The organism is Bacillus sp. FSL W8-1127 (genome assembly GCF_038006725.1).
Taxonomy (GTDB): domain Bacteria; phylum Bacillota; class Bacilli; order Bacillales; family DSM-4216; genus Bacillus_O; species Bacillus_O smithii.
Genome location: NZ_JBBOVU010000001.1, coordinates 1,295,660 through 1,322,156, shown reverse-complemented (window position 1 = coordinate 1,322,156; position 26,497 = coordinate 1,295,660). Strand labels below are relative to the sequence as shown.

At 42.0% G+C, this 26,497-nt stretch carries 22 protein-coding genes and 1 other annotated feature; all 22 genes read right to left on the bottom strand.

What is annotated here, in order from left to right; all coding sequences use genetic code 11:
• Positions 1-13: 13 nt before the first annotated feature.
• The 22 genes from ileS to NST12_RS06185 all read right to left on the bottom strand — a co-directional run bounded on the left by ileS (position 14) and on the right by NST12_RS06185 (position 26,497).
• Positions 14-2,785, bottom strand: coding sequence for an isoleucine--tRNA ligase (ileS, locus tag NST12_RS06290; protein WP_048623114.1), 2,772 nt, complete (start codon positions 2,783-2,785; stop codon positions 14-16).
• 58 nt (positions 2,786-2,843) lie between these two features.
• Positions 2,844-3,078, bottom strand: a binding site (T-box leader).
• A 98-nt stretch (positions 3,079-3,176) separates the two neighbouring features.
• Complete coding sequence (locus NST12_RS06285) at positions 3,177-3,689, bottom strand: DivIVA domain-containing protein (RefSeq protein ID WP_048623113.1); 513 nt, start codon at positions 3,687-3,689, stop codon at positions 3,177-3,179.
• 84 nt (positions 3,690-3,773) lie between these two features.
• On the bottom strand, positions 3,774-4,550 hold the full coding sequence (locus NST12_RS06280) for a YlmH family RNA-binding protein (protein WP_003354498.1): 777 nt from the start codon (positions 4,548-4,550) through the stop codon (positions 3,774-3,776).
• A gap of 152 nt (positions 4,551-4,702) precedes the next feature.
• On the bottom strand, positions 4,703-4,966 hold the full coding sequence (locus tag NST12_RS06275; RefSeq protein ID WP_003354496.1) for a YggT family protein: 264 nt from the start codon (positions 4,964-4,966) through the stop codon (positions 4,703-4,705).
• A gap of 5 nt (positions 4,967-4,971) precedes the next feature.
• A complete protein-coding gene (locus NST12_RS06270; protein WP_048623112.1) occupies positions 4,972-5,403 on the bottom strand; it encodes a cell division protein SepF in 432 nt (143 codons plus the stop codon).
• 15 nt (positions 5,404-5,418) lie between these two features.
• Entirely contained in the window at positions 5,419-6,090 is a 672-nt protein-coding gene (locus NST12_RS06265; protein WP_048623111.1) for a YggS family pyridoxal phosphate-dependent enzyme, read from the bottom strand.
• The gene (pgeF, locus tag NST12_RS06260) at positions 6,074-6,913 is read right to left on the bottom strand and encodes a peptidoglycan editing factor PgeF (protein WP_048623110.1); all 840 of its coding nucleotides are present in this window, start codon (positions 6,911-6,913) and stop codon (positions 6,074-6,076) included. Before pgeF ends, NST12_RS06265 begins: the two co-directional genes overlap by 17 nt.
• 65 nt (positions 6,914-6,978) lie before the next feature.
• Positions 6,979-7,254, bottom strand: coding sequence for a YlmC/YmxH family sporulation protein (locus NST12_RS06255; RefSeq protein WP_003354492.1), 276 nt, complete (start codon positions 7,252-7,254; stop codon positions 6,979-6,981).
• A 96-nt stretch (positions 7,255-7,350) separates the two neighbouring features.
• On the bottom strand, positions 7,351-8,127 hold the full coding sequence (gene sigG, locus NST12_RS06250) for an RNA polymerase sporulation sigma factor SigG (protein WP_003354491.1): 777 nt from the start codon (positions 8,125-8,127) through the stop codon (positions 7,351-7,353).
• A gap of 215 nt (positions 8,128-8,342) precedes the next feature.
• Positions 8,343-9,062, bottom strand: a complete 720-nt coding sequence (gene sigE / locus NST12_RS06245) for an RNA polymerase sporulation sigma factor SigE (RefSeq protein WP_341029064.1) — start codon at positions 9,060-9,062, stop codon at positions 8,343-8,345.
• A gap of 52 nt (positions 9,063-9,114) precedes the next feature.
• Positions 9,115-10,038: a sigma-E processing peptidase SpoIIGA gene (spoIIGA, locus tag NST12_RS06240; RefSeq protein WP_048623108.1), complete on the bottom strand. Its 924-nt coding sequence runs from the start codon at positions 10,036-10,038 to the stop codon at positions 9,115-9,117.
• Between the two features lie 452 nt (positions 10,039-10,490).
• Complete coding sequence (gene ftsZ, locus NST12_RS06235; RefSeq protein WP_048623107.1) at positions 10,491-11,642, bottom strand: cell division protein FtsZ; 1,152 nt, start codon at positions 11,640-11,642, stop codon at positions 10,491-10,493.
• Positions 11,643-11,681: 39 nt separating this feature from the next.
• Complete coding sequence (gene ftsA / locus NST12_RS06230) at positions 11,682-12,983, bottom strand: cell division protein FtsA (RefSeq protein ID WP_048623106.1); 1,302 nt, start codon at positions 12,981-12,983, stop codon at positions 11,682-11,684.
• A gap of 506 nt (positions 12,984-13,489) precedes the next feature.
• Positions 13,490-14,257, bottom strand: coding sequence for a cell division protein FtsQ/DivIB (locus NST12_RS06225; RefSeq protein WP_048623105.1), 768 nt, complete (start codon positions 14,255-14,257; stop codon positions 13,490-13,492).
• 145 nt (positions 14,258-14,402) lie between these two features.
• Positions 14,403-15,509: an undecaprenyldiphospho-muramoylpentapeptide beta-N-acetylglucosaminyltransferase gene (gene murG, locus NST12_RS06220; RefSeq protein ID WP_048623104.1), complete on the bottom strand. Its 1,107-nt coding sequence runs from the start codon at positions 15,507-15,509 to the stop codon at positions 14,403-14,405.
• 865 nt (positions 15,510-16,374) lie between these two features.
• Positions 16,375-17,475, bottom strand: coding sequence for a stage V sporulation protein E (spoVE, locus tag NST12_RS06215; protein ID WP_003354483.1), 1,101 nt, complete (start codon positions 17,473-17,475; stop codon positions 16,375-16,377).
• A gap of 102 nt (positions 17,476-17,577) precedes the next feature.
• Positions 17,578-18,930: a UDP-N-acetylmuramoyl-L-alanine--D-glutamate ligase gene (gene murD / locus NST12_RS06210; protein WP_048623103.1), complete on the bottom strand. Its 1,353-nt coding sequence runs from the start codon at positions 18,928-18,930 to the stop codon at positions 17,578-17,580.
• A complete protein-coding gene (gene mraY, locus NST12_RS06205) occupies positions 18,931-19,905 on the bottom strand; it encodes a phospho-N-acetylmuramoyl-pentapeptide-transferase (RefSeq protein WP_048623102.1) in 975 nt (324 codons plus the stop codon).
• Between the two features lie 2 nt (positions 19,906-19,907).
• On the bottom strand, positions 19,908-20,354 hold the full coding sequence (locus NST12_RS06200; protein WP_048623101.1) for a hypothetical protein: 447 nt from the start codon (positions 20,352-20,354) through the stop codon (positions 19,908-19,910).
• A gap of 4 nt (positions 20,355-20,358) precedes the next feature.
• Positions 20,359-21,819 (bottom strand): UDP-N-acetylmuramoyl-L-alanyl-D-glutamate--2,6-diaminopimelate ligase, encoded by a 1,461-nt coding sequence (locus NST12_RS06195; protein ID WP_048623100.1) that lies wholly within the window; start codon positions 21,817-21,819, stop codon positions 20,359-20,361.
• Between the two features lie 301 nt (positions 21,820-22,120).
• Positions 22,121-24,034, bottom strand: a complete 1,914-nt coding sequence (locus NST12_RS06190; RefSeq protein ID WP_048623099.1) for a stage V sporulation protein D — start codon at positions 24,032-24,034, stop codon at positions 22,121-22,123.
• A 309-nt stretch (positions 24,035-24,343) separates the two neighbouring features.
• Positions 24,344-26,497 carry a penicillin-binding protein gene (locus NST12_RS06185; protein ID WP_048623098.1) on the bottom strand — a complete coding sequence of 718 codons (2,154 nt, stop codon included), beginning with the start codon at positions 26,495-26,497 and terminating at the stop codon, positions 24,344-24,346.

The window sequence follows — 26,497 nt, the reverse complement described above, 5'->3', positions numbered from 1 at the left end:
AGCTTCTTTCGAATTAAGCTAAATGGGAATAATGATTTTTCACCACATCCGCACAGCGCGGGCAAAGAGTCGGATGTTCCGGATCTGATCCAACTTCCGGCGTCACTGTCCAGCAGCGTTCACATGTTTCCCCTTCCGCTTTTTCGACCACAACGGCTGCCCGTTCCAGCTTTAAGGCGTGTTCAGGAGCGTCTTCCAACCGACCAGCTACTTCAAATCCCGACACGATGAACAATTGTTTTAAGTTTTCATGAATGGAATCAAGCAGAGCTTTTGTTTCATCGTTTACATAAAGTTTGACGTGGGCGGTCAGCGATTTTCCAATTATTTTTTCGTTCCGCGCCTCTTCTAGCGCTTTAAGAACATCATCGCGCAGTTTCATAAATTGATCCCATTTTTCTTCTAATTCTTTACTGTTAGGAATCTCTTTATAAACCGGCATGTCAGTTAACTGCACACTTTCTTCCGTTACACCCGGAATATGTTCCCACACTTCATCCGCCGTATGCGCCAGAATAGGAGCTATTAATTTGACGAGGGAAACGAGACATTCATACAAAACGGTCTGAATGGCCCTCCGTTCATAGAAGTTCATCGGTTCAATATACAGAATGTCTTTCGCAAAATCGAGATAGAACGAACTTAAATCAAATGTGCAAAAGTTATTAATTTCGTGATAAATCGCCGAGTATTCATAATGTTCATAATGATCGTGAACACTTTTAATTAAATGATTTAATTTTACAAGGATATATTGGTCGACTTCACGCAGGTTGTCATAAGAAAGCGAGTCTTTTTTCGGATCGAAATCGGCAAGGTTTCCTAAAAGGAATCGGAACGTATTGCGGATTTTGCGATACACTTCCGAAACTTGCTTTAAGATCGCATCAGACACGCGCACATCGGCTTGAAAATCAACAGAAGCTACCCAAAGTCTCAAAATATCAGCGCCGTATTGATTCATGACTTTTGCCGGTACAACCACGTTGCCAAGCGATTTACTCATTTTTCGTCCTTCACCGTCTAAAGCAAATCCGTGGCTAAGAACGGCTTTGTACGGAGCTTTTCCCGTTACAGCGACAGCGGTTGTCAATGAAGAGTTAAACCAGCCGCGGTATTGGTCGGAACCTTCCAAGTACAGATCGGCAGGACGGTTCAATTCTTCTCTTTCCAGTAAAACGGCTTGATGCGATGATCCGGAATCAAACCATACGTCCATAATATCCGTTTCTTTTGTAAATTGACCGTTCGGGCTGCCAGGATGAGTAAATCCTTCCGGAAGAAGATCTTTAGCCTCCCTTTCAAACCATACATTGGAACCGTATTGACGGAACAATTCCGAAACATGCTGAATGGTTTCATCGGTAATAATAGCTTCCCCGTTTTCCGCATAAAATACCGGAATCGGCACTCCCCAAGCCCGCTGACGGGAAATACACCAATCACCGCGGTCACGAATCATATTGTAAAGACGAGTTTCTCCCCATTCAGGCACCCAATTCGTTTCTTTTACGGCTTCCAGAAGCTGTTCTCTGAAGGCGTCGATAGAAGCGAACCATTGAGCAGTGGCTCTAAAAATGACCGGTTTTTTCGTACGCCAATCGTGTGGATAAGAATGGGTAATAAACGCAAGTTTTAACAGTGCGCCTGCTTCTTCCAATTTTTTCGTAATGGCTTTATTCGCATCATCGTAAAAGAGTCCTTCAAAACCTGGAGCATCTTCTGTCATGCAGCCTTTATCATCTACCACTGATAAGACATCCAAATTGTATTTTTTCCCGACCAAGAAATCGTCTTCCCCGTGTCCAGGAGCTGTATGAACACATCCCGTACCTGAATCCGTGGTCACGTGCTCTCCCAGCATCACTAAGGAATCGCGTCCGTATAAAGGATGTTTGGCAACGACATACTCCAGTTCTGTGCCCTTTAATGTTTTCACTACACTTGGCTCATTCCATTCAAGCGTAGATGATACATCTTCAAGCAGAGCTTCCGCCACCACATATTTGTGGCCATTGACTTGAACTACCACGTAATTAATGTCAGGATGAACCGAAATCCCAAGATTGGCAGGTATCGTCCAAGGAGTGGTCGTCCAAATGACGATGCTTGTATCCGAATCCAGTACCCCTTTTCCATCCTTCACAGGAAAAGCAACATAAATGGACGGGGATCTTTTGTCTTTGTATTCGATTTCCGCTTCTGCCAAGGCCGATTCGCTGGAAGGAGACCAATATACCGGTTTTAGGCCTTTATAAAGGTATCCTTTTTTGGCCATTTCACCAAAAACTTTAATTTGTTGGGCTTCATACTCCGGCTTTAATGTAATATAAGGATTCTCCCAATCGCCTCGTACACCTAGTCTTTTAAATTGTTCACGCTGATTGTTAATTTGTTCGTAAGCGTACTGCTCACAAAGTTTACGGAATTCGGCCACGCTCATTTCTTTCCGATTGACGCCTTTATTCGTCAAAGCCTGTTCAATCGGAAGTCCGTGCGTATCCCAACCGGGAACGTAAGGGGCGTGATAACCGCTCATTGATTTATAGCGGACGATAAAATCCTTTAAAATTTTATTCAGCGCATGCCCCATATGAATATCTCCGTTCGCATAAGGAGGGCCGTCATGCAAAACAAAAAGGGGGCGTCCTTCCGTACGTTTTTGCACTTTTTGGTAAATATTCATTTCTTCCCATTTTTTTTGAATGGCAGGCTCTCTTTTTGGTAAATTCCCACGCATTGGAAAATCCGTCTTAGGCATTAACAGTGTTTCTTTATAGTCCATTCTTTTTACCTCCTTGTCCGTTCGTGAATGTAAATACAAAAAAACCTTCTCATCCCCAAAAAGGGACGAGAAGGTTGATGATTCCCGCGGTACCACCCTTATTGGCAAACAAACTGTCTGCCCTCTCTTTCATTCGTAACGTGAACAAACCGCTGTCTTCTACACATCCGTTTTGGATTTTCAAAGACAGAACTCAAGGGTGATCTTCCACTCTTCGCTTATACCGGCTTCCACCGTCCCGGCTCGCTGAACAATAAGCTAAAAGAATGTACTCTCCCCGTCATCGTTTTTCCCTTATACCTTTTACATTATAGAAATCGTATGTCTGTCAGTCAAGTCTTGCAACGGCACTCTCTTCCGGATAGAACGGTGAGACAATCAAAAATAAATCTTACTCCTCGTGTTCATTTTGCAGACTTTTAAGATCGGTTGCATCTACTTCAAATTCCATCAGCTGATCCCAATCGTCGTTGTTTAACAAATCCAGTTGGGCTTCCACAAGCATTTTAAAACGAGTGCGAAATACTTTTGACTGCTTTTTGAGCTCTTCGATGTCAAGAGCGATTTTCCTCGCTTTTGATAAAGCTTCATTGACAATGCGATCCGCATTTTTCTCCGCTTCCTTAATGATTAGCTTAGCTTCTTTTTGAGCATTCCGCTTTACGTCTTCCGCGGCTTCCTGAGCGATCAAAATCGATTTATTGAGCGTTTCTTCAATATCTGAATAATGATTCAGACGTTCACGCAAAGATTCCAGCTGTTCTTCCAGATCTTTTTTTTCCCGCAATATCAGTTCGTAGTCTTTAATCACTTGATTTAGAAACTCGTTGACTTCATCTTCATCATAGCCTCTAAATCCTTTACTGAATTCTTTATTATGTATGTCCAAGGGCGTTAAAGGCATACAGCCACCTCCATACCTATCTATGGACTTTATTATAACGGTTTTTTTCCCATTTGTAATGAATATCTTGCAATTTTCCCCAAATTATTTCAAAAGACCTAATGTAATTCGCCACTTCTCTTTTTTTGTTTTATCATCAATCGACAGCAGCTTGCACCTTCCTTTTCCACGCACGGAGAGAACATCCCCTTCTTCGCATAGAAAAGCAGGGTTGTCCACCACTTTCCAATTCACTTTGACTAAGCCGCTTTTGATCATCGTCTGCACTTTTTGGCGGGACAGCTTGGCATAAGCGGAAATCATAACATCTAAACGCAACGATGAGACGGTTGTTTGAACCGGTTGCCAGCTTTCTTCTGATTCAATCGCTTCTTCTAGTTTTTTTTCTTCCAATTGGACGGACGCTTTTCCCACTTGACGAAAATTTAATTTCACAAAATCAGCCATTTCCGCAGCAACTAAAAACTGAAAACGCCCTTCTTTAGCTAGAATATCGCCGAATTTTTCGCGTCGAAGTCCAAGACCCATTAAACTTCCTAATACGTCGCGATGATTTAAAACAACAAATTTTTGCGGGTAGAGAATTTCAAAAAGCGCTACTTGAAAGTCTTCTTGCTGTACAGAAAAGTAAGGCGGATAAAGGAGCGCCCTCTTTCGTTCCGCCTGTACCGTTCCTCCGAAAAACGACACGTTAACCTCGGTGTTTTTCCCCAGCAATGAAGACAAAATTTGCTGTTCCCGAGGATCTAAAAAATCCATCAATTTTGGTGCATATTTTTCTTCGACCTGTCGAATCGACTCGAGGACATCGTCAATAAATTCCTTTTCCTCCGGTCGAAAGTGCTGATAAATCGATGACATCGTTTACTCCTTTTCACTAACGAAATCGAAATAAATATTTAAATAACCTTTCTCTTCCGCACAATGGTTTGTCGGTCATGATTAGCATGATTACAGAATTTTCCTTTCGCAACGATCACAAAAAACGTTGCGAAACGGAATTTTCAACTCTGCTATAACACCCAGTAGGCAAGTTGATGCAGTCCCCGAGTAGCTAGGTTTAAAACAATGAACGCCACAATAGGGGAAAAATCTATCATCCCGATCGGAGGCACGATGCGTCTGAACGGTTCTAAATAAGGTTCACATATTTTAGCAAGAAACTGTCCGAAACCAGATTCTCTAGCTCCAGGCAACCAAGACATCAAAATGTAGATAATTAACGCCCATGAATAGATTTCAATGAGCCAAGACAAAGCATTAAAAACGAATACCATTCTTCTTATAACCACCTTGAATTATCCATATTTTCTTCTGACAATATTTCAGAAATAGAACCGGAAACCTCCACATTGTCAGGAGCGCAAAGAAAAATTTTCGGTCCTAAATGCTGGATGTCTCCACCAATAGCATAAACAGTTCCGCTCAAAAAATCCACAATCCTTTTGGCTTGGTCATGCTGGATTCTTTGTAAATTGACAATCACCGCTTTATGACTTTTTAAATGATCTGCAATTTCTTGAGCTTCAGCAAAAGCACGCGGTTCTATTAAAATCACTTTAGATGATTTTTGCACACTTTGCAAACTGACAACATTTCGTTTTGGAGCTTCTTTTGACGGTTGTTTCGGCTCTTCCTGTACTTCGCTCTCCTCAACCGCTTCATAATCATCGTCCAAAAGGAAAAACGTTTTAATTTTTGACTTGATTCCCATCCTTCCAACCCTCCTTTATTCACCTACAAGAGCTGTTCCGATCCTGATAAAAGTTGCACCTTCTTCAATCGCGATGGGAAAATCATTGCTCATGCCCATAGATAGTTCCGTGCAAGGCGCATAAGGCAAATCGAGATTTTGAATTTCCAACTGCAATTGTTTCAATCGTCTGAAACAGTCCCTTATGATGAGCTCATCGGTTGTAAACGGGGCCATCGTCATGAGACCGACCACCTTAATCTTTGGAAATTCTTCCAATCGCTTAACAAAATCTTCAACCGCTTCAGGAGCTAATCCATGTTTCGTTTCCTCTCCCGACGTATTCACTTGGACGAAACAAGAGATTGGTTCATTCGCCCTCTTATCGATCTCTTTAGCGAGCGACAGTCTATCCAAAGAGTGTATGTAGGAAACTTTATCTATAATGTTTTTTACTTTTCGGCTTTGCAGCGTGCCGATAAAATGCCACACAGGCTGATCTTTTAATGCTTCCCACTTGGAAAGAAGACTATCGTCTCGATTCTCGCCAAGATGAATGATCCCTGCATCCAGAGCTTCTTTCGCCCTCTCAACGGATACATATTTCGTAACGGCCACGATTTGAATTTCTTCCGGACTGCGCCCTGAACGTCCACATGCTTCTTCAATCTGTTTTTGTATGTTTGCCAGCTTATCGGCTACTCTCAAGATGCGAAACCTCCTTATTCCATCCGATAAAACCAAGCATTCTCCCCGTCTTTCCATTATCGCGGCGATGAGAATAAAACTCGTGATGACAGCTTGTACATAATGAGGTGACAAGGATGTTTTCTTTTGGCAATCCCGCATTTTCTAAAATAGTGCGGTTTAACGCTTTTAAATCCAATTGATAACGCCCTTTTTCTGTTTCAACATATGGAATGTCGTCGTTAGGAGATAGAACGGCATCGACTTGTTGAATGACACGATCATCCACTTGATAACAATTTTGGCAGATAGAAGGTCCAATGGCCGCAAAAAGCTCAGTCGGATCGATTCCATCACTCAGCCATTTTGCCGCCATTTCCCCGGCAATTTTTTGCACGGTTCCTTTCCATCCGGAATGAACAATGCCGATTCTTTGCTGTTTAGGGGCAAGAAAATAGATAGGGACACAGTCAGCATAACACATGGTAAGCAAAATGCCTTTTTCCTCTGTGTAAAAACCGTCAGTGTCCTTTATGCTATCTTCATAACGAAGTGCGCCTTTTCCACGATCATTTTGCGAGATGCGGCGAATATTTTTTCCATGAGTCTGTTCTGCGCTTACCCATTGCTGAAGAGGAAACCCGATCTTTTTTGCTAATATACGGCGGTTTTCGCACACATCGTCGCTGTTGTCATTGACATGAAACGCCAAGTTCATGCTGCGAAACGGTTCGCTGCTTTTTCCTCCATTTCTCGTCGTAAATCCGGCTACGAGGCCGGAATTGTTCTTCATCCAGGAGTCAAGAATATAGAGGTCATTCATTAAACGAAAAGGTTCTGTCATAACGACAACTCCCGTTTTTTCTTTAGTTTAACACGATTGCCAACAAACGTCACTGTTAAAGTGATTTATTCTTTTGGTTCTTCTAATTTCGACTGAGTATAATAAGATCCGCGTGTTCGGACAAGAATCACATCTTCGCCGATTTTTACTATCTGACTCCAAGGTATGACTGTTTCTTCTTCTTTTCCAAAAAAGCCAAGGACTTTTCCGCCGTTATTCATCACAATCGCATCAATTTTTCCAGTATCGAGATTAATTTCAATATCCGTTATATTTCCAAGCTTTTTTCCGTCAGAAACATTGACAACGTCCTTCACTTGAAAATCAGAGACTCTTGCCATTATCTCTCCCCATTTCTTTTCCGTCTTATTGTTACAATATATGCTCTTTCTCCGCACAAAAGACCCCGCAAGCTGTTCGCTTGCGAGGTCCGTTTCTTATTGAATATTTTTATTCATTTGTCGGATGGCCGCTTTTTCCAATCTTGAAACTTGCGCTTGCGAAATGCCTATCTCTTCGGCCACCTCCATTTGAGTTTTTCCTTGGAAAAAGCGTTTCCTTATGATCATTTTTTCGCGTTCATTCAATCTCTTCATTCCTTCTTTAAGCGCGATCCCTTCAATCCACTGGCTGTCTAAATTTTTCTCGTCGCTCAGCTGATCCATGACATAAATGGGATCCCCCCCGTCATTATAAATGGGTTCAAAAAGAGAAACGGGATCTTGAATGGCATCTAATGCGAACACAATTTCTTCATGGGGGACATCCAATTCCTTGCTGATTTCTTCGGCTGTTGGTTCCTTTGAGGTTTCACTGATCAGCCGTTCCCGTACTTGCAACGCTTTATAGGCGATGTCTCGAAGGGAACGCGAAACACGGATTGGGTTATTGTCTCGCAAATAACGGCGAATTTCCCCAATAATCATCGGGACCGCATAAGTGGAAAATTTAACATTTTGACTTAAATCAAAATTATCGATCGATTTCATTAATCCGATGCAGCCCACTTGAAATAAGTCATCCACGTATTCACCGCGATTATTAAACCGCTGGATCACACTTAAAACAAGACGAAGATTTCCATTAACGAGCTTTTCTCTTGCAGAAATGTCACCTGCTTGCATTTGCTTAAAAAGCTCACGCATCTCCTCATTTTTCAATACAGGGAGTTTAGAAGTATTCACACCACAGATTTCAACTTTGTTGCGAGCCATTGATTCCCCTCCTTGCAGGAGCTGCTATTTCAAAGATCAGTATCTCCTTGGAAGGGAATTTTATGCACGCCTGAATCCATCTTCAAAACCTGTCGCCGCCGCTTATCTGTAAAGCGATTGGCCCGTATTTTTCGTTAGATCGCTTTTAAAATTTATTATTTCCATCTATTTTTTATTTTCCGACAAATGATCGGATGTCAATCAATCTTAACTGTTTAAACCATTTTATTAAACTCTTTTCGGAGTCTTTGAATAATTCGTTTTTCCAGCCGAGAAATGTATGATTGGGAAATTCCAAGCATATCTGCGACATCTTTTTGCGTTTTTTCTTCTTCCCCGTTCAGGCCGAATCTCAGCTCCATAATTTGCTTCTCTCTGTCCGATAGTTGATGCAAAGCTTTAAACAACAATTTTTTGTCCACAGTCGATTCTAAGTCTTTCGTGATAATATTATCCTCAGTACCAAGCACATCCGATAAAAGCAATTCGTTTCCATCCCAATCGACATTGAGTGGCTCATCGAAGGAAACTTCAGAACGGATCTTATTGTTTCTTCTTAAATGCATTAAAATTTCATTTTCAATACAGCGAGAGGCATATGTAGCTAATTTGATTTTTTTCTCAGGATTAAACGTGTTAACGGCTTTGATGAGACCAATTGTACCGATACTAATCAGATCTTCTATGTTAATGCCTGTATTCTCGAATTTTCGGGCGATGTAGACTACCAGCCTTAAGTTGCGTTCAATTAAAATGGATCGAGCGGCTTTATCCCCTTTTGGCAGCTTCTCAAGCAGCACTTTTTCTTCTTCTTTAGACAGCGGCGGAGGAAGAGCCTCGCTCCCCCCGATGTAATAAATTTCATCGGTTTTTAATCCTAAAGCAATCAATAATTTATACCACAAATACGTCCATCGCACTCTCCATTTTTTCATTTTTTGTCATCCCCCTTCTATTTTCGATCCATACGAGTATAGTAATAATACGTTAAGATGCACTTTCTTTCGGGGCAGTTGCCGCTAATTTCGGGTGAACGATACATGCAAAAGATTGATCTGCCGACAATTGTTGAACGGTAAAATGAATCAATGCTTTGCTGACAGTTCCTCTAGGTTGGTTTTGGATTTCCACCCCATCCGATTTAAAAGCCAGCAAAAGCTGACGAGTTTTTCCGACGCTTTGAGCAGGAATGAAATGGACCCGGTCCGCCCACTTTTGGTTTAATTCTAATTCCCCATTTAAAAACTTATCTGGTTCTTCGGCTATTTCCAATATTTCTCTAGGAAGAGTATTTTCCAGACCTTTGGTAGAAACAATCATAACGGGCGTTTTTGTCAAAGGATCGAAAAGGTGATTGCCACTGTCGACAAGCCCTTTCAATTCCAATTGGCAGCCGGCAAAATGAATCATCACATCAACAAGTTGATCATATTGAATTTTGGCCGTTTCAAAATCTTCCAATCTTCGTTTAGAGAAATACCAAGCAACCGGAATCGCCAACATGACAAACACCCAGCTGATGGGATCGCCAAATCCTTTTACATTTGCTAGAAGCGTGGCGGAGTGAAGATCGGAATCAAATGAAATAAAATAATGAATGCCTATTAAGATTCCCCCCAGCAGAAAAGTTGCAAAATATAATGTCAGTAAATTGGACAGAAAAAAGCGAAACCTTTTATAGCCGAACACCGCCAATACCATCCATATGGAGAACAAAACTTTCACAGCCGGATTTCCCGCGATCGGCGCAAACTTGGTTGCCAATAGAAGAACAAGGCAAGATCCGATTATCCCTCCGAGAAGAATACGAAAAAAGGACACTTGCCTTTTTAAAAAAAGCGCCGTCATCCATAACAACAAACTGTCCACCAGCAAGTTTAATAGCCATATCACATCGAGATAGACTACCAATGTTTTCCCCCTTTTTCTTCCCTTTTGTTATCGAAGTATATCCTACTGCACATCCAAAGTGTGTCATAATTTGGATTCGATAATAGGTTTTTTTTTAATGATATATTCGAAAATTGTCAGCTTTATTCCTTAAACTGTTCTATAATCTTCTTTTGACAATCATTTTCTAAGAATGATGAGTTTAAAAGGGGCCGAAATAAGAGAGGATGCTATAAAACCGCCTATGATTTGTCACAATAGCCGGCAAGATTCGAAATTTAAATGAATCTTTATTCATGGATCGCACATTCCATCCCATTGCAGCATGTGGCTAACTTTCATTCTCCAAGAGCGGCTAAAAATACGATCTCTATCGTTTGATACTTAGCACAAAAAATGACTGCCTCCAAAAACCATAGATTACGGAATGGAGACAGTCATTTTCTTCATTTATGTTCATATCGTTTTTTCACTTATCTGCGGCGATTGCGATTGCGTAAAAATGTTGGAATATCAAGCGTATCTTCCAGCGGTTGAACATTGGAACGAGAAGGTGTTTCAAAGTGAGAGGCTTCTTCTTTTTTTCCTTCACGCTTGATATGACTGGAAGGAGCAGCACTCGCTTTGGCTTGTCCCAATCCGGTACGAATCGGTTTACTGTTTTGTGATGTATCTTGCTTAAATCCAGTCGCAATGACAGTGACGACAATTTCGTCTTTTAAATTCTCATTGATGACAGATCCAAAAATCATATTGACTTCTTGATCTGATGCAGAAGCTACAATGTCTGCTGCTTCTTGTACTTCATATAGGCTTAAGTTTGTTCCGCCCGTAATATTCATGAGAACACCTTGTGCGCCATCAATGGACGTTTCAAGAAGCGGACTGGAAATAGCCTTTTTCGCAGCTTCTGCTGCCCGATTTTCACCGGAAGCCACTCCGATTCCCATCAAAGCTGATCCTTTATTAGACATGATCGTTTTGACGTCAGCAAAATCGAGGTTAATCAATCCAGGAACGGCAATCAAATCAGAAATGCCTTGAACTCCTTGACGCAATACATTATCGGCTTCCCTGAAGGCTTCGAGCATCGGGGTGCTCTTATCGACAATTTCCAGAAGGCGGTCATTCGGAATCACAATTAACGTGTCCACCGCTTCTTTCATTGCCGCAATTCCCCCGGCTGCTTGGTTTGCCCGTTTTTTTCCTTCAAATGTAAATGGGCGCGTTACGACTCCAACAGTCAAAGCTCCTAAGTCTTTTGAAATTTGAGCGATGACCGGAGCGGCCCCGGTTCCTGTACCGCCGCCCATACCGGCTGTTACGAATACCATATCCGCTCCTTTGAGCGCTTCTTCAATCTGTTCTTTGCTTTCTTCAGCTGCTTTTTTTCCTACTTCCGGGTTGGCACCGGCTCCCAATCCTCGGGTCAGCTTGGCCCCAATTTGCATTTTGATTTCCGCTTTGGATAAATTCAACGCTTGTGCATCTGTGTTGACGGCAATAAATTCTACCCCTTGTACACCATGTTCAATCATACGGTTGACCGCATTGTTTCCTCCGCCGCCAACACCGATTACTTTTATCGACGCAAATGAATCTACACTCATATCAAACTCCAACATGACAAATCCTCCTAATTCGTCGTTATTCCCTCAAGATGACTACTCATCAAAAAAGTAACCAAAAATTCTTTTCATTTTAGCAGTAAATTTTTCTTCTTTATGTTTGTCAGGCTTCACTTTTTCTTTCGAAGGTTGCGGTTCTATTTCTTTTTGAATTCTCGCGTCCGGCACCATGACCGGTTCCGGATTCGCACTTACCGTTCTTCCTTGCATTCTTGCAGTCTTGTAAGCGTACTGTATCAATCCAATAGATGTGATAAACTGTGGATTTCGAACACCAATGTAATCAGGAACTGCAATGCGTACTCGATTTTCAAAAATGCTTTGAGCTAATTCCATCACACCTGGCATATTGGCAACTCCGCCAGTAAGAACAATGCCGCCCGGCAAATCATGGACACCCATCCGTTTCATTTCTTGCCGTGCCAATTCAAAAATCTCTTCCAATCTAGCTTCAATAATATCAGAAATTTCTAATTGATTGAATTGCTGATGTTGGTCGCTTCCTATGATTGGCACACTGAAAACTTCGTCCTCCGAGGCAAGATCATAAAACGCATGGCCGAATTTTATTTTTATTTTTTCGGCATCTTCCGTATTGGTCCGAAGTCCAACGGATAAATCTTTCGTAATATGATCGCCGCCCACAGGAAAAACCGTTGTGGCTTTTATATGTCCTTGTTCAAATACCGTTAAGGTGGTTGAACCTCCGCCAATATCAATCAACGCAGTGCCTAATATTTGTTCGTCCCGTGATAACGCCACCGTTCCGGCTGCCAACGGCTGCAGGACGATTTCCAGAATCTCCAGTCCAGCTCTTTCTACGCAACGTAATGTATTATGTAATAAAGTTTTGGATCCGGTTATTAAGATTCCTTCCATTTCCAAGCGGACCCCTATCATTCCTCTTGGATCGTTGATTTCATCCAATCCGTCCACGATAAATTGTTTAGGCAAAACATTGATTATTTCCCGATCCTGCGGAATCGGCATCACTTGGCAGGCGTCTATCACTCTAGCAACATCTTCATCTGTAATTTCACGATTCTCGCTAGATACAGCGACTACTCCGCTGCACGGCTGCAGCTGCACTTGATTGGCCGGAATGCCAACGATCACTTGCTTGATCTCCATTCCAACCATTCTTTCAGCTTGTTCGACTGCTTTTTTTATAGAATGAACGGTTTCATCTATATCAATAATGGATCCTTTCTTAATTCCTTTCGATTTTACATTTCCGACACCGATGATATTTAATGAATCATTAACCATTTCGCCGATAATGACTTTAACTGTGGATGTACCGATGTCAAGACTGACATAAATCTCATTGCTGTTCATTCTCTGGCACCTCCTTTATCTTACATCCAGCGTAATCCGATTGTGAACAACAATTGACCAATTCTTGTAAATACCTTGTTAAGTTATTCGTCATTTTTTACTTATTTCCCTTTAAAAAATATGAATTTTTTTCATCGCTCATAGCTTTGCATCTTCATGAAAATTTTTTTAAAAAAGTTTATTGCGATGCAATGGCAAAAGTATGCTAAATACAAGTCTACACTAAGATTCAAAGGGAGAAAAGCGAAATTTAGCTAAAGGATTTTCTCCTACGTCGTTTTTCTTTTTTCTTTCACTCCCGCCCATCCTTAAACTTTATGTCAGTTATCCACCCAGAACGCAATAGGACAGTTAAAAATAGTTTTTGCCATACGTTTCCATTCATTAATCGCTTTTTCCGAATTTCAACGGTACATAAATATTGTATTTTTTACGGAAACCATAGCAAAAAAAAATTTCTTTCATGAACAAAAATAGTTCTTATGACCTAACGACCTTTCTTTCCTTTATCTATTGTTTTGTTTCTTTTCTCCTTTATAGGATTGAAAAAAAGTACCTACTTCTAAATCGATAACTCCTTTTACTTTCGGATCCAATTGACTAACAATGGAAGGATAATACACCATTTTTTTCGAAAACGTCTCAAGTGTTGCTCTTACTTCATAACCATCATTCATATAAAGCGTTATATGATAGCGATCCGTTTTTTTCGGTGTGTAGTGTATCTCTGAAATGGAATTGACGATTTCAACCGGCAATTCGTTTAACGATTTCACCATTTCTTTTAAAACATCATCTTTTTTAAAATCAAATAGAATGGGTAATTGTTTTGGAATCTTTACAGTTTTTTCTTTTATCACACGTCCGTTTTCCAGAACCGGTTCATATGTGTCGCCATTCGCGAGATAGCCGATTTGCTTCATTTCCTTGATTTTAATATGGATACGGTTCGGGAACCGGACGGATATGTCTGATGATTTAATTTCGGGTATTTTTTTTAGCCGTTTTTCCACATCGTCCTTGTTCAATTTCCAAATGCTCATTCCATTTTCAATATTGCTCCATTTGATAATATCTTTCGTTTTCAGCACATGGTTTCCAGAAACAGTCACTTCTTTTACATGGCTGATAGGCGACAAAAAATAGACCACTGACAACACTAATAAGAAAAAAAGAAAAAGAAGTAAAATCAGCCGGCGATTCGCCTTCCTTTTGCGATATTCTTTTAATCTAGGAATCCGATCCTCCAACGAGACGATTTTCCCATTTTCCACTCCATTCCCTCCCTGATGTTGCTGAACAGATACTAGGAGCATGTTCCCTCTGCTCACCTTGTCCAAGGCCAGGAAACACACGGCGCATAGTACAGTTGATTCATCCTATTTTCTTGTACGGACACGCAGCTAGGATTAATCGGCCTTATTGGGGATCCGATGAGTTCGCCAGTTCAACCATTACTTGGTATAATCGATCAGATGCATCTGGAATTCCCAATTTGGAAGAAGCTTGCTTCATTTTTTTCAGTCGATTCTCGTTTGTTAAAACGGCATCCAGCTCCTTGACCAGCCGCTCCGGTGACAATTCTTTTTCTAAAAGCAATACTGCCGCTCCTTTATCGGCTAAAGTCCGAGCATTTTTTTCTTGATGGTTGTTCGTCACATAAGGGCTCGGAATTAAGATGCTCGGTACTCCAAGCGCCGTTAGTTCTGCTAAAGTAGTTGCTCCGGCACGAGAAACAACCAAATCTACTTCTTTTAATATCTCCGGCATATTATGGACAAACGGAGCAATAGCGACATTGGACGGCTTTCCTGCTAAAGAGACTTCCTTTTTGACATTCTCAAAATGGATTTCTCCTGTTATATACAAAATTTGATACGGTTTGTTTCCTAACACAGGCAGCGATTTGACGACTGCTTCATTTAAAGGTCTTGCTCCCCTGCTTCCGCCAAAAATAAGCACAGTAGGAACATTTTCTTTTAATCCAAATGCACGCAAAGCCCCATTTTTCTCCGCAGAAACCACTTCGGAAGCCCGGGGATTTCCAGTCAAAATGACTTTTTCCCGTGGGAAAAATTCCTCGGCTGCCTCAAAACAAACCGCTATTTTATCAACATATTTGCTTAAAAATTTATTGGTTAAACCAGGAACGCTGTTTTGTTCGTGTATGATGGTGGGAATATGTAATTTCGACGCGGCGTATACGACCGGTCCGCACACATAGCCGCCGGTACCGATGACAATATCCGGCTTATACTCTTTCAGCCACTTCTTGCATTCTCTTACACCCTTTAGAAAACGAGCCACCGTTTTCACGTTTTCAAAAGAAAGAGAACGTTTAAAACCCGTAATATGAATAGAGCGAAACTCAATTCCTTCTCTCGGAACAAGCTTTGATTCTAATCCCTTCTCTGTTCCGATATACAAAAAAGAAGTTTCGGCATGTTTTTCTTTTATGGTCCTGATGAGAGCCAAAGCCGGGTAAATATGCCCTCCAGTACCGCCGCCACTGACGACGATTTTCATATTCTTTTCACCTCAAATTCTTCTTTCACTGTTATGTACGTATTCATGATAGTCAATCCACATCCTGTTTCTTTTTCGGAAAACACGTTCACAAAGGTCGACTACATTATCATACTATATTTTAGCGAATGAATGTCCATGCGCAAATACAATTTAATAGAAATTGCAACATTGTAACAAAAATCGAGTAGGAGGGAGCGATTAACTCCCGTCCTCTCACACCACCGTACGTACGGTTCCGTATACGGCGGTTCAATTAAGATAATTGACGCAAGTCTTTATAACTTCCGTGAATAGCTGTTCTCTTTATGCCAGTGGTCACTCCACCCTCCAAGAGGTCTCCCACGGGATTCACCGCTTCCTCCCTCAAGTGAGGTACTACGTTTTCTGTGTTCATCATGACTCACTGAATACCAAGGGCTATTCTCTCTTAATTGTTCGGTCCTTCTTAGTTGTTCTAGACCAACTAATACTATGACCTCTGCTGACTTCTGACGGTTCAGCTACTTATCACTAAGTAGGTTATGAAGAGTACTTCACATATCCGCCAGACCTCCCCGGGTAAGTACATGCACTTTCACACCATCTATCCGCCTCATTTACTCGATATGACCTTCGACAGAAAGAGCTTTGTTTTGTTATGCAAACTCACTCAATCATACCTAGCCTTATATGAGGTTCGTGTTCCTCGGACCGGTGTTTTGCCTCCAGCTTCCTTCAGATTCCGCGTCACCACGGACACCCTTGCTCTTGGCTAACCTCTACTTCTGTCTTCGGGGTTCGGGACTTACACCCTATAGTTCATGTACATGCCGGGCGCACATACAAAAAACTGGAAACCTTAAAAGATAAGGTCTCCAGTTTTTTAATATCGGGAATAACGACTTACATTTAAAAGAATCCCAATGGCTGCTAATACAAGCGTCAAGGAAGAACCGCCATAACTCAAGAAAGGAAGGGTGATGCCGGTGACCGGCATCAATCCGGTCACCACGCCCACATTGATCATGACTTGGATGGCCACCATGGAAATAATGCCCACTGCCAAAAAACTTCCATACAAATCTGGAGCCCCCAATGCAACGCGTATGCCCCTCCATAATAAAAGCGTAAATAAAAGGAGCACAATGCTGCCGCCGATAAACCCCAATTCTTCCGCTAAGATGGCAAAAATAAAATCGTTTTGCGGCTCCGGCAAATAGAAAAATTTTTGCCGGCTTTCTCCCAAGCCCAGCCCAAATAATCCTCCTGGTCCAATAGCATACATCGATTGTATGATCTGAAAACCGGTTCCCAGTGGATCAGACCACGGATCCAGATAAGAGGTAATGCGGTTCATCCGATAAGGTGCCGAAAGAATAAGACCCGCAAAACCAATCAGCCCGACAAAAGCAAAGCCAGCGAAATGTTTGATTTGAGCACCGGAGATAAAGATCATCACAATGCATGTGCCCACCATGACAGTTCCTGTTCCAAGATCCGGCTGGAGCATAATGAGTCCAAAGGCCAAAAACACTAAAGACAATGTAGGTACCAGCCCTTTTTTAAAAGAGGTAATGTACTTTTGCCGTTCTGATAAATATTTTGCCAAAAAAACGATCATAGCCAGTTTCATAAACTCGGATGGCTGGATGGAAAACGCACCGACCCCGATCCAGCTTCGCGAACCGTTTCTGACTGTTCCCACTCCCGGCACTAGCACAAGAATGAGCAATGCAAAACAAACAAGCAGAATGACTTTTGACCATGAACGCCATATCCAATACTCCACGTTCATGAGAAAGAACATCGCCATGACGCCAGCGCCGGCAAAAAGCAGCTGCCTTTTTGCAAAATAAAATGAATCACCAAACTTATATTCCGCCCAAACGGCGCTGGCGCTGTAAACCATGATGAGCCCAATGGCCAAAAGACTAAGTGTCAGTACAATTAAAACAAAGTCCGGGGAAGACTTTTTGTAAGACAAAGCCAACACCTCGATAGACATAGATTTGAGCTAATCAGCACGAAATTAGCCGATCGTAGGTGTTAATTCTTTGTTGGGTCCGTGCATCCACTAGACAAGCTCTTACTTCAGTCTATGCACAGCCTCAATAAAAATATCACCGCGTTGTTCGAAAGTTTTATACTGATCCCAGCTGGCGCATGCCGGCGATAACAGAATAATGTCCCCTTTCTCTGATAACTGATATGCTTTTGGCACTGCATCGCTCACATTCTCCGCATGAACAATCGTTTTAATGCCCGCTTTGCGCGCCGTTTCGGAAATTTTTTCTGCTGTTTGTCCAAATGTAATGACAGCTTTCACATTTTTTAAATAAGGAATAAGATCGTCAAAACCGTTTCCGCGGTCCAGACCGCCTGCAAGGAGAATAATCGGGCTTTGAAAGGCGCTTAAAGCGGCTTTAGTCGCCAACGTATTCGTTGCCTTCGAATCGTTGTAAAATTTTCGGCCATTCACTTCACCGACATATTGAGTGCGATGTTTTACTCCAGCGAAAACTTTTAACACGTTTCGAATCGCTTCATTTCCCCCGCCGGCCAATTTAACGGCTGCAACTGCAGCCAGTATATTTTCTAAATTATGGGATCCCGGGAGAGCAATTTCCTCTGTATCGATCAATTTTTCACCACGGAAATAGACGATGCCGTCTTGGATATAAGCTCCGTCCTCAATCACCCGTTTAGTGGAAAATAGAACTTTTTTCGCTTTGGAAAATTTCGTCAGTTCAATTAGTTCTTCTTGATCGCCATTGATAATCAGATAATCGTCTTCTGTTTGATTTCTCGTAATATTCGCTTTCGCTTTTGCATATTCTTCTTTTGTTCCATGGTAATCAAGATGAGCCTCATACAAATTCGTAATAATGGAAATATGAGGCCTGAACGTATCAATCCCCATCAGCTGAAAAGAAGACAATTCCATGACCACTATATTCTCTTCCGTTGCCTTTTGGGCAACTTTAGAAGCTACTTTTCCAATATTTCCGGCGATAAGCGGCCGCTTCCCATCCTTTTCTAACATCTCGAAAATTAACGTCGTTGTCGTTGTCTTGCCGTTCGTGCCGGTAATGCCGATGATAGGAGCTTCCGAAATTAAATAAGCCAATTCTATTTCCGTCAAAATCGGAATCCCACGTTCCAAAGCCCCCCGAACAAGAGGGTTCGAATAAGGAATGCCGGGATTTTTGACGATATACTCATATCCCTCATCCAACAATTCGATGGGATGGGAACCCGTGATCACCTTTATGCCCTGTTCCAGTAAATCTTGGGCTTGAGGATTTTCCTGCAAAGGTTTTTTATCGTTTACTGTGACAAATGCGCCAAGCTTATGTAGAAGTGAAGCCGCGCTTGCTCCGCTTTTGGCGAGGCCCAATACTAATACTTTTTTATGCTGAAATTTAGTGATCGTTTTCAATTAGTCCCACACTCCGATATAGATTCCTAGTCCTGCACAAATAAGAGAGGCCGTCCAAAAAGTCACGACGACACGCCATTCTGACCAACCGCCGAGCTCAAAATGATGATGCAGCGGACTCATCCGGAAAATACGCTTGCCGGTCGTTTTAAAAGAAATCACTTGCAATATAACAGACAGCGTCTCTGCGACAAACACCGCACCGATGACCAGAAGGACGAGCTCAAGCTTCGTTAGCAAAGAAATGGTGGCAATCGCACCTCCAAGCGCCAACGAACCGGTATCTCCCATAAACACTTTGGCCGGGTGGGCATTAAAGACGAGAAATCCTAACACAGCTCCCACCACTGCCATCGCAAACACAGCTGTCTCATATTGCGATTGATTCCAAGCCAACACTCCGAACGCCCCGAATGCAATCGCGCTCGTTCCCGAAACAAGCCCGTCAAGACCGTCTGTCAAGTTGACAGCATTGGAAAAACCAACAAGCCAAAAAATAACAAACAATACATACAACCAGCCCAAATCGACCGATATATCCGTAAATGGAATGGACAACTCCGTTGAATAATGATGCTGCTTATAGAAAAAATAAAAAATAACGGAAATAATGATTTGACCCAACAATTTTTGCTTGGATGTCAACCCTAAATTCCGCTTCATCACCACTTTAATAAAATCATCTAAAAATCCAAGCAGACCAAATCCAACTGTCACAAAAAGCAATAGATAGGTTTCCACATTCGGTTTGGAAAACTTTCCGGTCATCACTAGAGTCGTAATGATGATAGACAGTAAAATAACGATTCCGCCCATTGTTGGTGTGCCTGATTTTTTCTGGTGGGATTTTGGCCCTTCTTTGCGAATGCTTTGCCCAAATTTTAATCTTCTCAAAAAGGGGATAAAAATGGGCGAAAGAAGCACAGTGATTAAAAACCCCATCAAGATCGTATAGAAAATCACTTGTTCCATCATCGTTATCCCCTCCTCTTCCCATATTGATTAATAGATGAAAACAGCTGTTCCATTTCCCTTTCATCATCTAGGTGGAATGGTAAATATTGATTGAATGATGGATCGTTTTGATAAAAAATAAAAGTTGTCATTTCTTTCCACTCTTCTTGTTCTATTTTTTTCTTGTAATTCTCAGCAATCGTGTTAAAGGCATCAAATAAATCTTGTGTTTGAAAAACTGGAAAATCGTTAGGCACCGATCTCGGCAAAGGGCTGTCCGTGTTCCACAATGCCGCAATCGCTCCTTGTTTTATCGCCGCTAAAAAATTCGGATTTTCTTCAACAGGCAAATAAAGCCCTTTTGGCATCGATAATGAGGAAGTGATCGAAACCGTTTCAATTCGAATTTCCTCCATTTTGGCTCCCGCGACTTGCTTGAACCATCCGGCTATTTCTTTCATGAATAGCATGGATTTATCTCTCCTTCAAAGCTTCAATAGCTACTTCCCGATCATCAAAATGAAGCACTCGATCGCCGATAATTTGGTACGTTTCATGGCCTTTTCCCGCAATGACAACGACATCGCCGGCGGATGCTTTTTTAATCGCTTTGAAAATGGCCTCACGGCGATCCGGAATGATTTCGTATTTCTCTCCTTCAACCCCTTTTTCCATGTCCTTCAAAATAGCTAAAGGATTTTCACTACGGGGGTTATCCGAAGTAAAAATCGGATCTGTCGCATATTGACAAGCTACTTTCGCCATTAAAGGCCTCTTCGTTCGGTCCCTGTCTCCGCCACAGCCTACGACGACGAAAATCCGTTTGTCTGTCAACTGGCGCACCGTTTTCAGTACATTTTCAAGTCCGTCTGGAGTATGAGCATAATCCACGATAACAGAAAAATCTTGGCCTTCATGAATTAATTGAAAACGGCCGGCCACTCCTTCGATGTCTCCTACCGCTGAAACGATCGTATCGAAGTCCACTTTCGCAACATATGCGGCAGCAATGCTCGCTAAAACATTATACACATTAAATTTTCCGGCAAGTTTCGTTTTTATCTGACATTCCCCGTCCGGATACACTAAATCAAACGTTGTTCCCGAAGGGTGGAGTTCAATATTTTTGGCTCGAAATATAGCCTCCCGTTCGATGCCGTACGTGACAATATGGGCAGCTGTTTCGCGGATAAAGTACTCGGAAGCCGGGTCGTCGATGTTCAGCACGGCAAATTTTTGCTTTTCTCTGTCAAAGGTATTTCCCAGCTGGGCAAATAACAGCCCTTTGGCTCTCCGATACTCATCCATCGTTTTGTGATAATCCAAATGATCTTGAGTTAAATTCGTAAAAACGGCAATATCATAGTCACAGCCATGCACCCGCCCCTCGACAAGGGCATGCGAGGAAACTTCCATTGCCGCCGCCGTGACCTGTTCTTCCTGCATTTGATGAAATACTTTTTGCAACGTTAAGCTGTCGGGTGTCGTATTTTTGGTTTCCAGCGTTTTATCCCCTATTTTTATGTACATGGTGCCGATCAAACCAGCCTTTTCGCCCGCTTTCTGAAATATTTCGTACAGCAAATGACTGGTCGTCGTTTTACCGTTCGTTCCCGTGATTCCGATTAATTTTAACGATTTTGTCGGCGATTGATAAAAGGCATCGGCCAATACGGCCATCGCTCTTTTTGTATCTTTTACATATACGACCGGGACATCAACGTCAACAGGCTCCTCTGCCACGATCGCTGCAGCCTGTCGTTCCGCTGCTGCCTTCGCAAACTGATGACCATTTACCGTATACCCTTTAATACAAATAAAAAGGGAACCCTTTTTCACTTGGCGATGATCGTTTTCAATCGAAGTGATGTCTGGGTTTTGCTCGGAAGTAAGCTGATAAAAAGGCAATGATTTTATCAAACTTTGCAGTTTCATTATGTCCAATCCTTTCTAACAGTCGCATCCATCCTATGTATTTGGCTGTATGGCTGTTTTGCTTATTCAATCTTTACTATGATGATGGATACTTGGCCATGACAGCCACTCTTTTCTCATTTTAACGAAATTCCTGCGAGAATGCGAACCAATATCGAAGAAAAATGACTTTAAAACGGAAAGACAGATTGAAAAAAATGTCGAGCTGTGGCAGTCACTTAATCATATTAACACAGAATGGTAGGTTCTGCTTAACTTTTTGAAGAAGAAAGATGGGTAGGCGGCATATTGCCGCCTGCAGCTAATTCATAAAAATGCGGACAGTAGCCCCCTCTTCTACTTTCGTTCCCGGTTTTGGAGATTGATTGACCACTTTATTTCCATTTCCGCTTACATCGAATTGTAATGGATATCGTTGTTCCAATAATTCTTTTTTTGTCATTCCTTCCAAATTGGGAATCTTGATTTCTTTCGGGTCGTTCCATTGTCGTTTTTTCTCGATTTGATTTTTTCTTGGTTTGACATTCATCGCTTGCAAACTGTCATCCATGATTTTGCCTACAATCGGGGCCGCGACGGTTCCTCCGAATTGAATCGTGCCTTTAGGATTGTCGACTGCCACATAGACGACGATTTGAGGGTCATCCGCAGGTGCAAACCCGATAAAAGAAACGATATGATTATTTTCTAAATAACGCCCGTTTTGTGCTTTCTGAGCCGTTCCGGTTTTTCCGCCCACCCGGTAAGAATCAACATAGGCGTTTTTTCCCGACCCTTTCGCAACGACACTTTCCAATGCATAGCGAACTTTTTTAGATGTCTCTTCCGAAATCACTCTTCTCTTTTTAACGGGAGTTTTTCTCATCAGAACCTCATGAGTGTTTGGATCAATTAATTCTTTTGCTACATACGGCTGGTACAAAATTCCGCCATTGATAGCAGCGGAAACAGCTGCTACCTGCTGAATGGGAGTAACGGAAACACCTTGACCGAAAGCGGTAGTAGCCAATTCAACTGGCCCTACTTTATTCATAGGGAATAATAACCCTTTTCCTTCTCCTTGCAAGTCGATCCCGGTTTTTTCGCCAAAGCCGAAATCATGAATATACTTGAACAATTTTTCTTTTCCCAAACGTTCTCCCAATTCGACAAAACCAGGGTTGCAGGAGTTTTGGACCACTTCCAAAAATGTTTCCGTCCCGTGTCCTCCCCGCTTCCAGCAATGTAGTGTGGCACCCGACACCTCAATATAACCGGGATCATGAAATTTTTCATGCTCCAAATCTACCTTTTTTTCTTGAAGCGCCGCAGCAAGAGTGATAATTTTGAATGTCGAACCAGGTTCATACGTGCTCCAAATCGGCAAATTTCGGTTGTAAATTTCCGGAGGGACCTCTTTATAGTTTGCAGGGTTAAAAGTAGGCCTAGAAGACATCGCCAAAATTTCTCCTGTATTGGGATTCATCGCAATAGCTATGATTCCGTCCGGATTATACTTGGCTTCTGCATTGTCCAATTCCCTTTCAATAATCGTTTGCACTTTTGTATCAATGGTCAGCACTAAATCTTCCCCGTCCATTGGAGGTTGGTAGTCGTCGGACATATTGGGCATTTTTTTGCCCTTAGCATCAGAATAATATTTCATCGAGCCTTTCTGTCCTCTCAACTCTTTATCATATGTCAATTCCAGCCCGGCTAACCCTTGATTATCGATTCCCGTGAACCCCAGCACATGCGACAAATAGCTTCCAAATGGGTAATAGCGCTTTGAATCCTCAGCAATAAAAACTCCTTTGATTCCTAACGCTCGAATTTCGTTTGCTTTTTCATAAGAAATTTTTCTGCCTTCGGGTAAGCGTTCAATAGAAGTTTTTTTCGTCAAATGCTTATACAATTTTTCTTCATTCGCATTCAGAACAGCCGCCAACTTTTCGGCAGCTTCTGCAGGATTTTCAATTTGCCGCGGCATGACATAGATGGTCGGAGCACTCTTGTTTGTGGCTAGCGCAACGCCATTTCGGTCGAGAATTTTTCCGCGCTCAGGCTCAAATGGTATATTTCGGCTCCATGAGTCTTTCGCTTTATCCGTGAGCATGTCTCCCATGGCAAATTGAACATAGCCAAGTCTAACATCAATAACGGCGAATATAACTATCCCTGCAAGCAGCAAAAAGGTCAGACGTTTTCGAACCGTAACTTGAGATACACGCTTCAAGAAATCCCCTCCTTTCCAGGCTCGTTCCCAATATATGCTTGTTTTTTTTTAATAGAACGGACAAACCCGAAAGAGAAGTCTACTTGCTAACGCTGAAACAAAGCGAATAGGAGACGTTTACTATGCACGTGCATCTTTCATTTTTACAACGATGATAAACAATCTTGCAATGGGTTCTAATGAAGTTTTTTGAAATAGAAAAAGCCGGATCCCAGGCCCTGTTGTTTAGATGCCTTAGATCCGGCTGCATGGACTAAATATTTCTGCAGAACGTTTTTTCGTATCCGTCTCCTTGGTTTGCTCTCTTTTTTATTGCTGTTTAACGTAATTTTCCGGTCGTGTTAAATGGATGACAAGCTCCGTTCCTTTTTTAATGGTTTCATTCGGCTTTATGTTTTGTTTGATCACATAGCCTTTTCCGCTCACACTCAGCTTCAAGCCCGCCAGCTTCGCTACTTTCGCCACGTCACGCAATGACCACCCCTTCAAATCAGGAATCGTCAGCGGCCCATCTATTCGCAAAATGACTTTTTCTCCTTCGAGAAGGTCTGTGGACTTTTCTGGATCCTGACTTTGAACAGTGTCCCCCTTCCCTAACAATACAGGTTCCAATCCTGCCTCTTTCACTTTTTGAACCGCGTCTTCCGCCTTCATTCCCGTATAATCGTCGACGGTTATCGTTTTGGCTGTAATCTTTCGTTGCGGTTTAATATTTAAATACTGCAAACTGTTTTTCATGACAGGATTAAAGATTTTGGCCACCGGGACTCCTCCCGTCTCATTTTTGAGATGAGGCTGCTGTACCGCCACATATACGATCAGCTGCGGATCATTTTTTGGTGCCATGCCTAAGAAAGAAAAAAGATAGTTTTCGGCACCGCTTAAATAGCCGCCGCCGTTAGGGTTGGGCAGTTGAGCTGTTCCAGTTTTTCCTATCACATCATAGCCATCGATATTATAAATTTTTCCAGTTCCATTTTTCGCTGTGAGAACCGTACGCAAAATATCCCGAACTTCTTTTGCCGTGTTGGAGGAGATTGGTCTTCCTACCTCTTTCGGTTTTGTTTGCATAACGATTTTATTCGTATTAGGATCCACGATTTTATCAATCACATATGGTTTCATCATCTTCCCATTATTCGCGATAGCCGTAGCTCCTTGAACGAGCTGTAATGCCGTTACGGTCGTCCCCTGACCGAAGGCCGTCGTCGCCTTTTCCACAGGATACCGGTATAAGATATTTCCGGAAGCTTCATCAGGGAGTTCAATTCCTGTTTTCTTTCCAAATCGGAAGCGATCCAAATACTCTCGGAACGTATCCGATCCCATCATATCCAGCAAATGCACAAAGGCCACGTTGGAAGATCGCTGAACCCCTTCCAAATAAGTAATGGTTCCCCAACCTACGCCACCGTTATGATCACGTATGACGCTTGTTCCCACTTTATAGCTTCCGGATTTATAGGTGGCATTTGGTGAAAATACTCCTTCTTCTACTGCGGCCGCAAGCGTAAAAATTTTCATCACCGACCCTGGCTCATAAGCAGATTCCACGATTTCATTGCGCCAGTTATCGGACAAACCTTCCCGCGAACCGGGATCGAAAGAAGGTCTTTGACCCATCGCTAATATTTTTCCGGTTTTCGGATCTGCAACAACAGCTAGGATTTTAGAAGGTTTGTATTCTTTTTCTACCGTGTTCAATGCATCTTCCAAAAATACTTGTATTTTAGAATCGATCGTTAAATAAATATCATCTCCGTTCTTCGGTTCTTTCACCATTTCTTTTTTATTCGGCAATAAATATCCCCATAAATCACTCTCATATTGAATTTTTCCATTTCTGCCGCGCAAAAATCGGTCATAAGCTTTTTCAATCCCTAATTGTCCAATACTTTGATCGGAATTTTCGTCTTTTCTGGCAAACCCGATTAAATGCGAAGCGAATTTGCCGTTCGGATAGAATCGAGTTGAATCTCGCAGAAAAACGATCCCGGGCAATTTTTCCTTTTCGATTTTTTCTTTTACATCGTAGGAAAGGTTACGGCCTGCATTGCCAAATTCAACTTGAAATACTCCTTTTTTCGTTAATCGCTTGTAAATTTCTTTTTCATCCATATCAATATATTTGGCGAGAATTCGGGCGGTTTTTTTGGGATTCGTGACATGATGTGGATATTTCGGATCGCTTGTCGCTCTTTTATCCAGAATAGCCGCAAGCTTATAAGTGGTCATATCCTCGGCAATCACGTCTCCATTTCGGTCATAAATGTTTCCGCGATGAGCGATCAAAGTATCAGTTTTCATATACTTTCTTAACGCTTCGTTTGCCAATACATGGCCGTCTACTTTTCCTGTGATTTCTATGTATAAAAAACGTACAAATAAGACAAAAAAGAGCAAAGCGAAAAAAACAAATAAAATCGCTGCTCCTTTTCGGATGTTTATTTGATTACCATTCAT